This window comes from Streptomyces sp. NPDC056738, assembly GCF_042790435.1.
Classification (GTDB): Bacteria; Actinomycetota; Actinomycetes; order Streptomycetales; family Streptomycetaceae; genus Streptomyces.
On sequence record NZ_JBHTZF010000028.1, the window covers coordinates 34,558 to 47,935 of the forward strand.

The following is a 13,378-nucleotide window of genomic DNA, read 5'->3' on the forward strand; positions in this document are numbered from 1 at the left end:
CACACATGCGTCGGCTAGTGTCACCGGAATGCTCGATGCCACCACCCGCTCTGGGGGCACCGCCACGGCCACTCCCCAGGCCGCCGCCACGCAGCTCACCGTCGCCGACGACCTGGTCGTGGGCCGGGAGATCGCCGTCGCCGCACCCGCGGTCCCGACCGCCGTCCGCACCGCTCCGGGCGGGCGCCTCCTGAGAGCGCTGCTGTCCCCCTGGGCGCGGCTCTCCCTGCTGGTCGTGCTGCTCGCGGCGGCCGCGTCGAGCGTGTTCCTCTTCGATCCGCAGCGGCTGCTCGCCGACGGCTGGCCGCCTCAGCTCGGCGGCGCCGCGGCGGCCGTCGTGTTCGCCGTGGTGTACGGGCTGTGCACGGTCGCCTTCGTGCCCCGGCCGCTGCTCAATCTGGCGGCCGGTGCCGTGTTCGGCTCCCAACTGGGCCTGGGCACCGCGCTGGTGGGCACGGTGCTCGGCGCGGGTGCCGCGTTCGGACTCGGCCGGCTCCTCGGGCAGGACGCGCTGCGGCCGCTGCTGCGGGCCCGCTGGCTGAAGGCGGCGGACGGCCAGCTCAGCCGGCACGGCTTCCGCTCGATGATGGTGGCCCGGCTGTTCCCCGGCGTGCCGTTCTGGGCGGCGAACTACTGCGCGGCGGTGTCGCGCATGGGCTGGCTGCCCTTCGTGGTCGCGACGGCGCTCGGCTCGATCCCGAACACCGCCGCGTACGCCGTCGCCGGCGCCCGGGCCTCGTCGCCGACCTCCCCCGCGTTCCTGATCGCGATGGCCCTGATCACCGTTCCCGCCCTGGTCGGAACGGTGGTGGCCTGGCGCAAGCGCCACCACCTGCGCGGCCACTGAGACCCGCGCGGCACCCGTACGGGGGAACGGCCGCGCCCGCTAGGGGCGCAGCCCTTCCAGGATCATCGCGTTCGCCAGTCCGCCCGCCTCGCACATCGTCTGGAGCGCGTAGCGGGCGCCCCGGGCGCGCATCGCGTGGACGAGGGTCGTGGTGAGGCGGGTGCCGCTCGCGCCGAGCGGGTGGCCGATCGCGATGGCTCCGCCGTGCACGTTGACCTTGGACAGGTCGGCGCCCGTCTCCTGCTGCCAGGCGAGAACGACGGCGGCGAAGGCCTCGTTCACCTCGAAGAGGTCGATGTCACCGAGGCCGAGACCGGCCTTGCGCAGCACCTTCTCGGTGGCGGGGACGACACCGGTGAGCATCAGCAGCGGGTCGGAGCCGGTGACGGCGAAGCTGTGGAGCCGGGCGACGGGACGCAGGCCGAGGCGGGCGGCGGTCTCGCTCGACGTGATGAGCACGGCGGAGGCGCCGTCGTTGACCGGGCTCGCGTTCCCGGCCGTGACGGACCAGTCGATCTGCGGAAAGCGTTCGGCGAAGCCGGGGTCGTAGTACGCGGGCTTCAGTCCGGCGAGCACCTCGGGAGTGCTGCCGGGGCGGACGCTCTCGTCCCGGGCCAGGCCTTCCAGAGGCGCGACCTCGGCGTCGAACAGACCGCCGTCCCAGGCCTGTGCCGCCTTCCGGTGCGAGCCGATCGCGAAGTCGTCCATCCGCTCGCGGGTGATGCCCCACTTGGCGGCGATGAGTTCGGCGCTGATGCCCTGCGGCACCAGACCCTCGGGGTAGCGCTCGGCGACGCCGGGGCCGAAGGGGTCCGCGCCCGCCGGCACGTTGGACCACATGGGCACTCGGCTCATCGACTCCACGCCACAGGCCACGACGATGTCGTACGCCCCCGACATGACGCCCTGCGCCGCGAAGTGCACCGCCTGCTGGGACGAGCCGCACTGGCGGTCCACGGTGGTCGCCGGAACGGTGTCGGGGAAACCCGCCGAGAGCACCGCGTACCGGGTGGTGTTCATGGCCTGCTCGCCGACCTGGTCGACGGTGCCGCCGATGACGTCGTCGATCAGCGCGGGGTCGATCCCGGTGCGCTCGACGAGCGCGCGCAGGGTGTGGGCGAGGAGTTCCACGGGGTGGACGTGGGCGAGGGAACCGTTCGGCTTGCCCTTGCCCACGGGGGTGCGTACGGCTTCGACGATCACGGCGTCACGCATGGGATGCCTCTCAGGTCGGTCGGTCACTGAGGTCGGGAAGACCGGCGACCGAGCGGGGCCGGTCACCGAACCGAGTGAGTTGGATTTCCAAACCCACTAAGTGACCCAAGAGTAACCCAGTGAGTTGGAACATCCAACCCACCTTCGTAGACTGGCGCCATGAAGGACCCCCGCCCCTGCTCGATCGCCGCGACGCTCGCCCTCGTCGGCGAGAAGTACTCCCTGCTGGTCCTGCGCGAGGTGTCGCTCGGCGCGACGCGGTTCGACCAGCTCGCGCGCAACATCGGCGCCCCCCGCGACGTGCTGACGGCCAGGCTGAAGCGGCTCGTCGACGCCGGACTGCTGGAGAAGGCGGAGTACAGCGACCGCCCCAAGCGCTACGAGTACCGGCCCACGCGCGCGGGCCTCGAACTGAGCCCCGTCCTGTTGATGCTGATGTCCTGGGGCGACCGGCACCTCCAGGAGGGCGGCTTCCGGCCCATGGTGCTGGAGCACACCTGCGGCCACGAACTGGTCCCCCAGGTCGTCTGCCGCGAGTGCGGCGAGCAGGTCGAGCACGAATCCCTCACGGCCCACCCGCAGGCCCCGGGCTGGACGGTCACGGGACCGCTGGCGGACTAGCCACCGCGCCGGCTCGGGCGGGCTACGGGCTCCAGGCTCCGGTCTCCGGGCTCCGGGCTCCGGGCTCCGGGCTCCGGGCTCCGGGCTCCGGGCTCCGGGCTCCGGGAAAGCGAACCGCCGCACAGGGTGGTCGGACGGTCACCGAAACCCCCGTGGCCGGGTTGTCGGCAGCGGAGGTTAGGCTTCCCTGAGCGTCCGTGACCGCCGCACTCCGCGGTGTCGGACGTGCCCATCTCCCGTTCCACGATCAGCACTTGGACCACGTAACTTCATGTCTTGGTTTCAATCCCTCGTCCTCGGACTCGTCCAGGGGCTGACCGAATTCCTCCCCGTCTCCTCCAGCGCGCATCTGCGGCTGACCGCGGCCTTCGCGGGCTGGGACGACCCCGGCGCGGCGTTCACCGCGATCACGCAGCTCGGCACCGAGGCCGCGGTGCTGATCTACTTCCGCAAGGACGTGGGACGGATCCTGTCGGCGTGGTTCCGCTCGCTCACGAACAAGGCGATGCGCCGCGACCACGACGCCCAGATGGGCTGGCTGGTGATCGTCGGCTCGATCCCGATCGGAGTGCTCGGGGTCACGCTCAAGGACCAGATCGAGGGACCGTTCCGCGATCTGCGGGTCACCGCGACCATGTTGATCGTGATGGGCATCGTCATAGGCATCGCCGACCGGCTCGCGGCCCGTGACGAAACGGGCGGCAGGCACCGGGCGGCGAAGCAGCGCAAGGTGCTCGAGGACCTGAACACCAAGGACGGCCTGCTGTTCGGCCTCTGCCAGGCGATGGCCCTGGTCCCCGGCGTCTCCCGGTCCGGCGCCACCATCAGCGGCGGACTGTTCATGGGCTACAGCCGCGCGGCGGCGGCCCGCTACTCCTTCCTCCTCGCCATGCCGGCCGTCCTCGCCTCCGGCACCTTCGAACTCAAGGACGCGGCCGCGGAGGGACACGTCTCCTGGGGACCGACCGTCTTCGCGACGATCATCGCCTTCGGGGTCGGATACGCCGTCATCGCGTGGTTCATGAAGTTCATCTCCCACAAGAGCTTCATGCCGTTCGTCTGGTACCGGATCGCCCTCGGGCTCGTCATCATCGGGCTGGTCGGGACCGACGTCCTCAGCCCGCACGCGGCCGAGTCCTCCGGCTGACCCGAGCATCTAGGCCGTCTGGCCGAACCGTTCTGCGCACCGGGTTGCGGCGCTTTAGCGTGGTCTCTCCGACTGGAGGTGGAGCATGCCGAAAGATCCCGCGCAGGGCAGGTTGGGTACCGAAGCGCGCAGTGTGAAGTTCCCGGATGGCAGCCGCGGGGTCATCCTCGTGAGGGCGGGTATCCCTCAGGAGGAGGCGGAGGCGCTCGCGGCACGGGTCTGGACGGAACGGGCGGAGGCGGGCATGCCCCACGGCTGACCGCGCGAACGCCGTCGCCGATCCGCCCGACGCGGGACCGACTCCGGCCACGGAGGGCGGAGTTCGGCCACCTTAGGGGCCCTGTTCTTCAGTACCGTGACGCAGCACATACGACTTGAGTAGCCGCCCGGTAGCGCAGTGTCAGTCCTTGCGCCTAGGCTGGTCCGCATGTCCCCCGAAGTCACTCCGTCTGGTTCCGTGCGGTCTGCTGCCGCGTTGAACGAACAGATCCGCGCCCTGTGGACGCGGACGGGCGGCTCCCTGTCCGCACAGGAGCGGGCGGAGTACGAACTGCTGATCGTGAAGTGGGCCGAGGCGATCCGCGGCGAGATCATCGAAGCGGCGTAACACCACCCCGGCCCCGCGGGCACGCACCGCCCGCCGGCAGCACGGCCCTCGACACCCCGGTTCCACCGGCACCGCGACCCGTAACACCCGGTCCCGCGGGCACCACGGCCCACAACACCCAGGCCCCGCCGGCACCCTGCCCGGCAGCCCCGCAGCCCCGCAGCCCCGCAGCCCCGCAGCCCCGCAGCCCCGCAGCCCCGCAGCCCCGCAGCCCCGCAGCCCCGCAGCAAGGCCATAGTCCCTCTGCTTCGCTGGTGCCGCAGGGACTCATCGGCCCCCGGCCCCCAGCACCCCGGCAAGCTCATAGCCCTCCGGTTCCCCCGGCGCCGCCGACGCTCAGCGTCCCGCGGCGCCGCGAAGGCCTCGTCCGCCCGCCGGCTCCCGCAGAACCTCCGCCCCCGGACGCCCGCTTCACCCCCACGGACTCACCGCCCGCACGGCACCGGCTTCACCTCCGCGGACTCACCGCCCGCCCGACACCCGGAGCACCGTCCCCGTCGTGTACGACGCGTCGGGCGACAGCAACCACGCGATGGCCGCGGCGATCTCCTCCGCCGCGCCGACGCGGCGCAGGGGGATCGACGCGGCGGCCCGTTCGGCGCGGCCCGGGTCGCCCATCGTCGCGTGCATCTCGGTGTCGATCATGCCGGGCGCGACCGCGTTGACACGGATGCCGTCCGGACCGAGTTCCTTGGCCAGCCCCACGGTCAGCGCGTCCACGCCCGCCTTGCTCGCCGCGTAGTGCACGAACTCGCCGGGACTGCCCAGCGTGGCGGCCGCCGAGGACACGTTCACGATGGCGCCCCCTCCCCGTGCCGCCATGGACCGGACGGCACGGCGCGAACAGAGCAGCGTGCCGAGCAGGTTGACCTCGACCACCCGGCGCAGATCCGCGGCATCGGCGTCCGCGAGCCGCCCGAGCGGTCCGGTGACCCCTGCGTTGTTCACCAGCCCCGCCACCGGCCCCAGCCGGTCCTCGGCCGTGTCGAAGAGCCGCTCGACGGCGGCCGCGTCGGAGGTGTCCACGCGGACGGCGACACAGTTCGCCCCGGCCTCTCGGGCGACGATCGCGGTGCGCTCGGCTGCCGCGGCGTCGCTCACGTAACCGACGACCACGTCGTGCCCGTCCGCGGCGAGCCGCGTACAGGTCGCGGCGCCGATACCCCGGCTGCCACCCGTGACGATCGTGACCGGACGTGCCATATGAGCCTCCTGAACGGAACGCCACTCGGGTGATCCCCGCGGTCGGGGATCACCCGAGTGGATCATGGAGCACCCACGATCGCAGATCCGGATCGGCGTCGGTACGGCGTATCCGACCCGGCCGGACCGAATATCCCCGCCCGGCCCCTTGGCGTGGCAGGCGCGGTGGCCAACACTGAGCCGATGACGCAGCGTGTGGAGCTCGCGACCGTGCTGGACCGGTTCTCCGTGGACGAGATCGTCACCGCGTACGCGGTGGCCGTGGACGACGGCGACTGGGAGGGATACCGGGGGCTGTTCGCTCCGAAGGGCCGCGCCGACTACCGCTCGGCCGGGGGCGTCGAGGGCGACGCCGCCGAGGTCGCCGAATGGCTCGCCCAGAGCCTCGACCTGTTCGCGATGCGCCAGCATCTGATCGTCAACCGGCGGGTCCGGTTCGGCGTCCTGGACCAGGACACCGGTGACACGGCCGAGGTCCAGGCGGACTACATCAATCCGATGCGGTTCGCCGGGCAGGAGGGCGACTCGACCGCGCCCGACCTCGTGTGCGGCGGCCGGTACGTCTTCGACCTGCTGCGCACCGGCGACGGCTGGCGACTGCGCCAGGTGACCGTCCAGGAGAAATGGCGCCGCATGCCGCAGCCCCCGCAAACACCCACCGACACCTGACCACCCCCGCCCGACACCCTCCGCCCCCGCCACGCCCTTTCCCTTCTGCCCCTTTCGCCGCCGACCCCGCCCCGCCCCGCCCCGCCCTTACCCTTCCACCCCCTTCGCCGCCGACCTCATCCCACTCTTCCCCTTCCGCCCCCTTCGCCGCGGCCCCCATCCCGCTCTTCCCCTTCCGCCCCCTTCGCCGCCAACCCCGCCCCGCCGCCCTACCTCCCTTCCCCGCCAACCCCGTTCCGCCCTCCCCCTCCCTCCTCCCGTCCGCCCCTCCCTCCCGATCCGTCCCGCCCTCCACCCCTCCCCTCTCCCTTCCCACCCTCATCCCGCCGGGGCTCCCGGTCCCCGCACTCCGGCGGGACACGGGGCCCCGACCGGTCCACGCGGCCCCGGCGCCCCGGGAGCGCCCACCCTCCGGCGCGCCCCTCTCTGATCACCACGCCCCCTGTCGTAGATCGCCTTCGACGCGCACACTGGAGAGACCCCGGGGCAGGGAGGCGGAGGATGAACAGGCCCGACCGTGCGTTCGGCCCATGGCTGGTCTCCCCCTGGCGGCGCGATGTCGTCGCCGCGCTGGCGGGCGCGCTGCCGATGCTCGCGTTCCCCGCCCTGTCGTGGTGGTGGTTCGCGTACGTGGCCCTCGTGCCCTGGATCCTCCTGGCCCGCTCGGCCCCCACGGGCAGGCGTGCCGCGTACGACGGCTGGTTCGGCGGGTTCGGGTTCATGCTCGCGGTGCACCACTGGCTGCTGCCGAGCCTGCACGTCTTCACGGTGGTCATAGCGGCGCTGCTCGGCGCGCTGTGGGCTCCGTGGGGCTGGCTCGTCCGGCGGTTCCTGGCCGGACTGCCCTCACCGGGCCGGGTCGGGGCCGCCCTGCTCGTCCTGCCGTCCGGGTGGCTGATGGTCGAACTCGCCCGGTCCTGGCAGGGTCTGGGCGGTCCCTGGGGTCTGCTCGGGTCGAGTCAGTGGCAGGTGGAGCCGGCCCTGAGGCTGGCCTCGGTCGGCGGGGTGTGGCTGCTCAGCTTCCTCGTGGTGGCGGTCAACATCGCGGTCGCCGTGCTGGTCTCGGTGCGTGAGTCCCGTATGCCCGCGGTGGCCGGACTGGTCGCGACGGCCGCCGCGACCTCGGCGGCCTGGGTGTGGTCGCCGCGCCCGGACGTCGACGGCCGGGTGCGGATCGCGGTCGTGCAGCCCGGTGTCGTGGACGGGAGCACGAGCGGTGACAGGCGCTTCGCGCGCGAGGAGGCGCTGACCCGTCAACTCGTGGGCCAGGGCGCCGACCTGGTCGTCTGGGGCGAGAGCAGCGTCGGCTTCGACCTGGCCGACCGGCCCGATCTGGCGCGGCGCGTCGCGGCGTTGTCCCGCGAGGTCGGCGCCGACATCCTGGTGAACGTCGACGCGCGCCGCTCCGACCGGCCGGGCATCTACAAGAGTTCGGTCCTGGTGGGACCGCTCGGCCCGACGGGCGACCGCTACGACAAGATGCGGCTCGTGCCGTTCGGCGAGTACGTCCCCGCGCGCTCCCTGCTCGGCTGGGCCACCTCCGTGGGCAAGGCCGCGGGCGAGGACCGTGTGCGGGGTACGGAACAAGTGGTGATGAACGTCGGTCACGGGCTGCGCGTCGGCCCCATGATCTGCTTCGAGACGGCGTTCCCCGACATGAGCCGTCACCTCGTCCAGGACGGCGCCGAGGTGCTGGTGGCCCAGTCCTCGACGTCCTCGTTCCAGCGGAGCTGGGCCCCCGAGCAGCATGCCTCGCTCGCCGCGCTGCGTGCCGCGGAGACCGGTCGGCCCATGGTGCACGCGACGCTCACGGGGGTCTCCGCCGTCTACGGCCCGGACGGCGGCCGTATCGGCTCCTGGCTCGGCACGGACACGAGCGGCGCGACGATGTACGACGTGCCGCTGGCCCGGGGCGTCACTCCGTACGTCCGGTTCGGCGACTGGCCGGTGCACGGCGCCCTGCTGGTGATGGCGGCGCTGTGCGTCGCGGAGGGCGCGCGTACGTTCAGGCTGCGGCGGACCGGTCCTGAACCGCTTGTACGACCCGCTCGCACAACTCGTGAGTCGCCAGCGCGTCCCGGGCGCTGAGCACCTTTCCGCCGCGCACGGCGTCGAGGAACGCGAGGACGGCCTGCTCGATCCCGCGCTGCCGGGCCACCGGGACCCAGTCGCCGCGCCGGCGCACGGTCGGCTGGCCCTTGTGGTCGATCACGTCGGCGAGATTGACGACCTGCCGCTTGGTGTCCTGGCCCGAGACCTCGAGGATCTCCTCGCTCGAACCGCTGAGCCGGTTCATCACCCCGAGTGCGGTGAACCCGTCCCCGGCGAGCTGGAGGACGACATGGTGCAGCAGCCCGTCCTGGGTCCGGGCCCGCACGGTCACGTCGTCGACCTGACCCGGGACCAGGAAGCGCAGGGTGTCGACGACGTGGATGAAGTCGTCGAGAACCATGGTGCGCGGCTCCTCGGGCAGCCCCGTGCGGTTCTTCTGCATCAGGATCAGCTCGCGGGGGTGCTCGGCGCACTGCGCGTACGCGGGTGCGTGACGCCGGTTGAAACCGACCGCGAGGCTGACGTTCCGCTCCTCCGCGAGGCGCACCAGCCGCTCCGACTCGCCCAGCTCGTAGGCGAGCGGCTTGTCGACGTACGTCGGTACGCCCGCCTCCAGCAGCCGGGTGACGATCTCCGGGTGGGCCACCGTGGGCGCGTGCACGAACGCCGCGTCGAGGTCCTGGGCCAGCAGGGCGTCCAGGTCGCGGTGACGCGCGGCCGGCGGCAGGTGAAGGCTGTCGGCGACCCGGTCGAGTGTGGCGGGCGTCCGGGTCTGGAGATGCAGTTCGATCCCGGGCTGCACGCCGAGCACCGGCAGATACGCCTTCTGCGCGATGTCGCCGAGTCCGATGCAGCCGACCTTCACAGGGGTCTCCTTCACTCGCCGACGCGGGTTCCGTCGGAAGCATACGGCCGCGTCGTGCCTGGGTGATCGGCCCCCTGGGGCGGCGGTGCGCGGGTGGCGCCGGTTCCCGGGCGACGTACGCCCCGGAAGCCTGTCAGCTCGCCGACGCCCGCGCCAACCGGAGGAGCGGAAGGATCACCCGTGTGGGGCATCCGGCGCTTCTCGGCGCCCTGGAAGTCCTCCGGAACCAGCAGAGTTGCGCGGGTGCATCGAACGACGACGACCGCAACGCTCCTGGTCGCCGTGGCGGTCACCGCCCTCTCCGGCTGTGTGACCGTCCAGCGGCCGTCCGCCTCCGCGTCCCCCGCCGCTCCGGCGCGGCACAGCGCGCCGCGTGCGGACAGCAAGGAAGGACCCCGGATCGTGCAGGCGCCGGCGCGGGAGGCGCTGGAGCGTGTCGGCCCCTCGCCTAAGCCCTCGACCGAGGCGGCGGCCCGGCACCGGCCGGCTCCCCCGCCGCGAGCCGCGGCACCCCCGGCCCCGCCGCGGCACGCCCGTCCGGTCCCGCGCCCCGAGCCACGGCATCCCCGGCACCGTACGGCCGTCCCGCCCGGTGCCCCGGCCGTGCCGAAGCGTCCGGACGTGTGCGCGCTCGGCCGGAAGTACGGGGGCTGGAAGGCGGACAGCCCGGAGGCGGTCCTCTGCGCGAAGACGTACGGACACTGACAGCGCCCGCGGCATCGGCGCGGCGGTCAGGGGCGTTGTCGGGGCGGGCCCAGGGTCTCGCCCCCGGGTCCGTCGAAGCGGTCCGATCCGGCGGTCTCCGCCGCGGCGCCGGTGTCCCGGAGCCTCAGCTCCAGGCGGCCGATCGCCGCGCGGACACCGTCGCCGTACCGGTCGTCCGCGAGGGCGCCGGCCGCGCCGCGGGCCCGGCGCAGATGCGTGCGGGCGGCCTCGGAGCGGCCGAGCTTCGCGTAGTCGGCGGCGAGGTTCACGTGCAGCGAGGGGTAGAAGGCGCGGACGGCGAGGGACTGGTGGGGCTCGGCGACGCGGCCGTCGCCCAGTTCCTCGGCCGCCGCGAGGGCCCGCAGGTCCCAGGCGAGTTCGTCGGCGGGGTCGTCCTGGGTGTCGGCCATGTAGTGGGCCAGGGTGCAGCGGTGCAGCGCGTCGCCGCCGTCCCCGATCTCTCCCCACAGATCCAGGAAGCGGCCCCGGGCCTCCTCGCGGTCCCCGGCGTGGTGCAGCATGACGGCCTGTCCGATCCGGGTCATCATGGCGTCCGGCGCCGCCTGCTCCTGTTGCTCCGCCACCGCGTCCTCCAGGCTCGTCACTGTCCCTGACGAAGCTAACCGGAGCCGGTGGCAATCGCGCTCAGGCGCCCCCGTGGGCCGCTGGGCCAGGCCGGTGACGGGCCTGGCCCGCGGTCCGGCGGTCAGCCCGCGGTCCGGCGGTCAGCCGAGGTCGGGGATGCGCCAGTCGATCGGTTCATGGCCCTGGGCGGCGACGGCCGCGTCGATCTGCGTGAACGGGTGCGAGCCGAAGAACTTCTTGGCGGACAGCGGCGACGGGTGCGCGCCCTTCACCACCACGTGCCGCTCCTCGTCGATCAGGGGGAGCTTCTTCTGCGCGTAGTTGCCCCACAGGACGAAGACGGCCGGGTCGGGGCGGTCGGCCACGGCGCGGATGACCGCGTCGGTGAACTTCTCCCAGCCCTTGCCCTTGTGCGAGTTCGCCTCACCGGAGCGGACGGTCAGCACCGCGTTGAGCAGCAGCACACCCTGCTCGGCCCACGGCATCAGATAGCCGTTGTCCGGGATCGGGGTGCCGAGCTCCTCCTTCATCTCCTTGTAGATGTTCCGCAGCGAGGGCGGGGTCTTGACCCCGGGGCGGACCGAGAAGCACAGGCCGTGGCCCTGGCCCTCGCCGTGGTACGGGTCCTGGCCGAGGATCAGGACCTTCACCCGCTCGTACGGGGTGGCGTCGAGCGCCGCGAAGACCTCCTCGCGGGGCGGGAAGACGGGACCCTTCGCGCGCTCCTCCTCGACGAACTCGGTGAGTTCCTTGAAGTAGGGCTGCTGAAGCTCGTCGCCCAGGACGCCGCGCCAGGACTCGGGCAACATGGCGATATCGGTCACGTCAACTTCCTTCGATGTGCGGTGACTTCCAGACCAAGAACCTACCGTCGCCCACTGACAATCGGTTCCGGGCCCGCGTCGGGGCCGGATGAGGGGTACGGTGTGCCCCCGCGAGCCCACGGCGGGTGACGCGGGCGGGCCCGCGCGTCACCCGGCCGACCGGGCGCGCTACCAGCTCGTCTTGCGGTCCAGCTCCCACATCATCATGATCGTCGACGGGTCCAGCGCCCGCTCCCCGCCCGAGATCTCCACGTTCGCGGCCACATACTGCCTGCCCTGCCACAGAGGCAGCAGCCGGGCGTCGTCGACGAGGATCTTCTGGGCCTCCTCGAACTGCTTCACCACCGCCCCGCGATCCCGCACCCCGCGCGACTCGGGCAGCAGGACATCGGTGATCCGGGGGGTCGGATAGGGCGTCCCGAGGGCGTTCCGCTCCCCCACGAACGGGGCGATGAAGTTCTCGGCGTCGGGGAAGTCGGGGAACCAACCGCGGCCGAAGACCGGGTACTCGCCGTTGCGGTAGCCCGCTTCGTACGTCTTCCAGGGGCGACTCTTGAGCGTGACGCTGAACAGGCCGGAGCCGTCGAGCTGGCGCTTGAGCTCGCGGAACTCCGGGCCGGTCTCGGAGCCGTAGCGGTCGGTCGTGTACCAGAGGGTGAGCGGGACGGGCCGGTCGATGTGCGCGTCGTGCAGGATCGTGCGGGCCTTGGCCGGGCTCGGGCTGCCGTACGCGTCGAAGTAGCCGGTGGTGTGCCCGGCCAGTCCGGCGGGGACCATGGAGTAGAGCGGGTCGACGGTGTCCTGGTAGACCTTGTGGATGATGGCGGAGCGGTCGACGACCTGGGCGATCGCGCGGCGCACGGGGAGCTTCCCGGCCCACGGGTCCTCGGGGTTGAAGACCAGGTAGCTGATCTCGGTTCCGGCTCCGTCGACGAGCTGGATGTCCTTGCGGTCGCCCTGCCCCTGGAGCGCGACGACGTCCGAGGCGGCGAGGCCGCGGTAGGTGACGTCGATCTTCTTGGCCTTCAGCGCCCCGACCAACTGGGCCGAGTCCTGGAAGTAGCGGATCGTCACCGCGTCGTTCTTGCGCTTGGCGAAGCCGTCGTAGTGGTCGTTCCTGACGAGTTCGGCCTGCTTGTCCTCCGTGTAGGAGCGCAGGACGTAGGGCCCGGAGCCGAAGACCTTGTTGTCGTTCCGCAGGGCGTCGGCGGGGTATTCGGCGGGGTCGACGATCGACATCGCCGGGGTGGCCAGCACCAGCGGGAACGTGGCGTCCGGCTTGTTGAGGTGGAAGACGACGTCACGCTCGCCCAGTGCCTGCACCCGGTCGAGGCTGCCGAGCAGGCCGGCGGGACCGCCGCGTACGCCGATCTTCCTGATGCGGTCGATGGAGTGCTTTACGGCGGACGCGTCGAGCGGGTGGCCGTCGGAGAACTTCAGGTCCGGGCGCAGTTCGCAGCGGTAGACGGTGTTGGTTCCATCCGTGAATCCGCACTTCCGCGCGGCGTCGGGCTGCGGGGACGCCGCGCCGGTCGGATAGCTCAGCAGCGTCTGGTAGATGTTGCGGAACAGCTCCCACGATCCGTCCCAGGAGGCCGCCGGGTCCAGGGTGCTGGGGGCGCTGGTGGTGCCCACGACGATCGGCCCCTCGTCGGCCGGTGATCCCTTGGAGATGGCGCCGCACGCGGCCACCAGGGATATGGAGGTGATCGCCGCGAGCTGTCGCAGGTATCGGTTCCGGTTGAACACGTACACGCTCCTGGATCCGCCGTGCCAAGGGTCGGCAGACCATACCGCAGTGCCCTGCCGGGGGAACGGTGTTTCCCCGGCAGGGCACTTGATCAGCATGTATGTGACTACGTTGTCAGCATGATGTGAACACGTCCACACTCCGCACGTCGAACTCCGGCTCGCCCGGGGCGGACTGAGTGTTTGTCAACTTTCAACAAAAAACCGGTCGGGGGGGGGGCCCCGCCGCGGGGGGCCCGCCCCCCGGCGGGGGGGGAGGCGTGAAGGCGTGGGGGGGGGCGCCCCCCCG

General features: G+C 72.2%; 13 protein-coding genes. 7 read left to right on the forward strand and 6 right to left on the reverse strand.

Annotated elements, in window-relative coordinates:
* Positions 1–28: 28 nt before the first annotated feature.
* Positions 29–847 carry a TVP38/TMEM64 family protein gene (locus ACFRIC_RS40780; RefSeq protein ID WP_382796989.1) on the forward strand — a complete coding sequence of 273 codons (819 nt, stop codon included), beginning with the start codon at positions 29–31 and terminating at the stop codon, positions 845–847.
* Positions 848–886: 39 nt separating this feature from the next.
* Here ACFRIC_RS40780 and ACFRIC_RS40785 read toward each other — a convergent pair whose 3' ends face one another.
* Positions 887–2,062 carry a thiolase family protein gene (locus tag ACFRIC_RS40785; protein WP_382796991.1) on the reverse strand — a complete coding sequence of 392 codons (1,176 nt, stop codon included), beginning with the start codon at positions 2,060–2,062 and terminating at the stop codon, positions 887–889.
* Positions 2,063–2,221: 159 nt separating this feature from the next.
* On the opposite strand from ACFRIC_RS40785, the gene ACFRIC_RS40790 reads away from it, so the two are divergent.
* The 3 genes from ACFRIC_RS40790 (at position 2,222) to ACFRIC_RS40800 (ending at position 4,437) form a co-directional block, all read left to right on the forward strand.
* On the forward strand, positions 2,222–2,683 hold the full coding sequence (locus ACFRIC_RS40790; RefSeq protein ID WP_382796993.1) for a winged helix-turn-helix transcriptional regulator: 462 nt from the start codon (positions 2,222–2,224) through the stop codon (positions 2,681–2,683).
* A gap of 271 nt (positions 2,684–2,954) precedes the next feature.
* A complete protein-coding gene (locus ACFRIC_RS40795) occupies positions 2,955–3,830 on the forward strand; it encodes an undecaprenyl-diphosphate phosphatase (RefSeq protein WP_382796995.1) in 876 nt (291 codons plus the stop codon).
* 427 nt (positions 3,831–4,257) lie between these two features.
* Entirely contained in the window at positions 4,258–4,437 is a 180-nt protein-coding gene (locus ACFRIC_RS40800) for a hypothetical protein (protein WP_382796997.1), read from the forward strand.
* Between the two features lie 462 nt (positions 4,438–4,899).
* Here the strand turns inward: ACFRIC_RS40800 and ACFRIC_RS40805 are convergent, their stop codons facing one another.
* On the reverse strand, positions 4,900–5,640 hold the full coding sequence (locus ACFRIC_RS40805; RefSeq protein ID WP_382796998.1) for an SDR family NAD(P)-dependent oxidoreductase: 741 nt from the start codon (positions 5,638–5,640) through the stop codon (positions 4,900–4,902).
* 183 nt (positions 5,641–5,823) lie between these two features.
* Between ACFRIC_RS40805 and ACFRIC_RS40810 the strand changes: the two genes are divergently transcribed.
* Together ACFRIC_RS40810 and lnt are read left to right on the forward strand one after the other, a co-directional pair.
* Positions 5,824–6,309 (forward strand): nuclear transport factor 2 family protein, encoded by a 486-nt coding sequence (locus ACFRIC_RS40810; protein ID WP_382796999.1) that lies wholly within the window; start codon positions 5,824–5,826, stop codon positions 6,307–6,309.
* 501 nt (positions 6,310–6,810) lie between these two features.
* Positions 6,811–8,397 (forward strand): apolipoprotein N-acyltransferase, encoded by a 1,587-nt coding sequence (lnt, locus tag ACFRIC_RS40815; RefSeq protein ID WP_382797001.1) that lies wholly within the window; start codon positions 6,811–6,813, stop codon positions 8,395–8,397.
* Here the strand turns inward: lnt and ACFRIC_RS40820 are convergent.
* The gene (locus tag ACFRIC_RS40820) at positions 8,315–9,226 is read right to left on the reverse strand and encodes a Gfo/Idh/MocA family protein (RefSeq protein ID WP_382797003.1); all 912 of its coding nucleotides are present in this window, start codon (positions 9,224–9,226) and stop codon (positions 8,315–8,317) included. The two genes, lnt and ACFRIC_RS40820, sit on opposite strands and share 83 nt — an antisense overlap.
* Positions 9,227–9,469: 243 nt before the next feature.
* On the opposite strand from ACFRIC_RS40820, the gene ACFRIC_RS40825 reads away from it, so the two are divergent.
* The gene (locus tag ACFRIC_RS40825) at positions 9,470–9,931 is read left to right on the forward strand and encodes a hypothetical protein (protein WP_382797004.1); all 462 of its coding nucleotides are present in this window, start codon (positions 9,470–9,472) and stop codon (positions 9,929–9,931) included.
* A 26-nt stretch (positions 9,932–9,957) separates the two neighbouring features.
* On the opposite strand, the gene ACFRIC_RS40830 is transcribed toward ACFRIC_RS40825, so the two are convergent.
* The 3 genes from ACFRIC_RS40830 to ACFRIC_RS40840 form a co-directional block, all read right to left on the reverse strand.
* Positions 9,958–10,515, reverse strand: coding sequence for a hypothetical protein (locus ACFRIC_RS40830; RefSeq protein WP_382797005.1), 558 nt, complete (start codon positions 10,513–10,515; stop codon positions 9,958–9,960).
* A 141-nt stretch (positions 10,516–10,656) separates the two neighbouring features.
* Positions 10,657–11,340, reverse strand: coding sequence for a uracil-DNA glycosylase (gene ung, locus ACFRIC_RS40835; RefSeq protein WP_382797006.1), 684 nt, complete (start codon positions 11,338–11,340; stop codon positions 10,657–10,659).
* 168 nt (positions 11,341–11,508) lie between these two features.
* Positions 11,509–13,089, reverse strand: coding sequence for an ABC transporter substrate-binding protein (locus tag ACFRIC_RS40840; protein WP_382797008.1), 1,581 nt, complete (start codon positions 13,087–13,089; stop codon positions 11,509–11,511).
* Between the last annotated feature and the right edge of the window lie 289 nt (positions 13,090–13,378).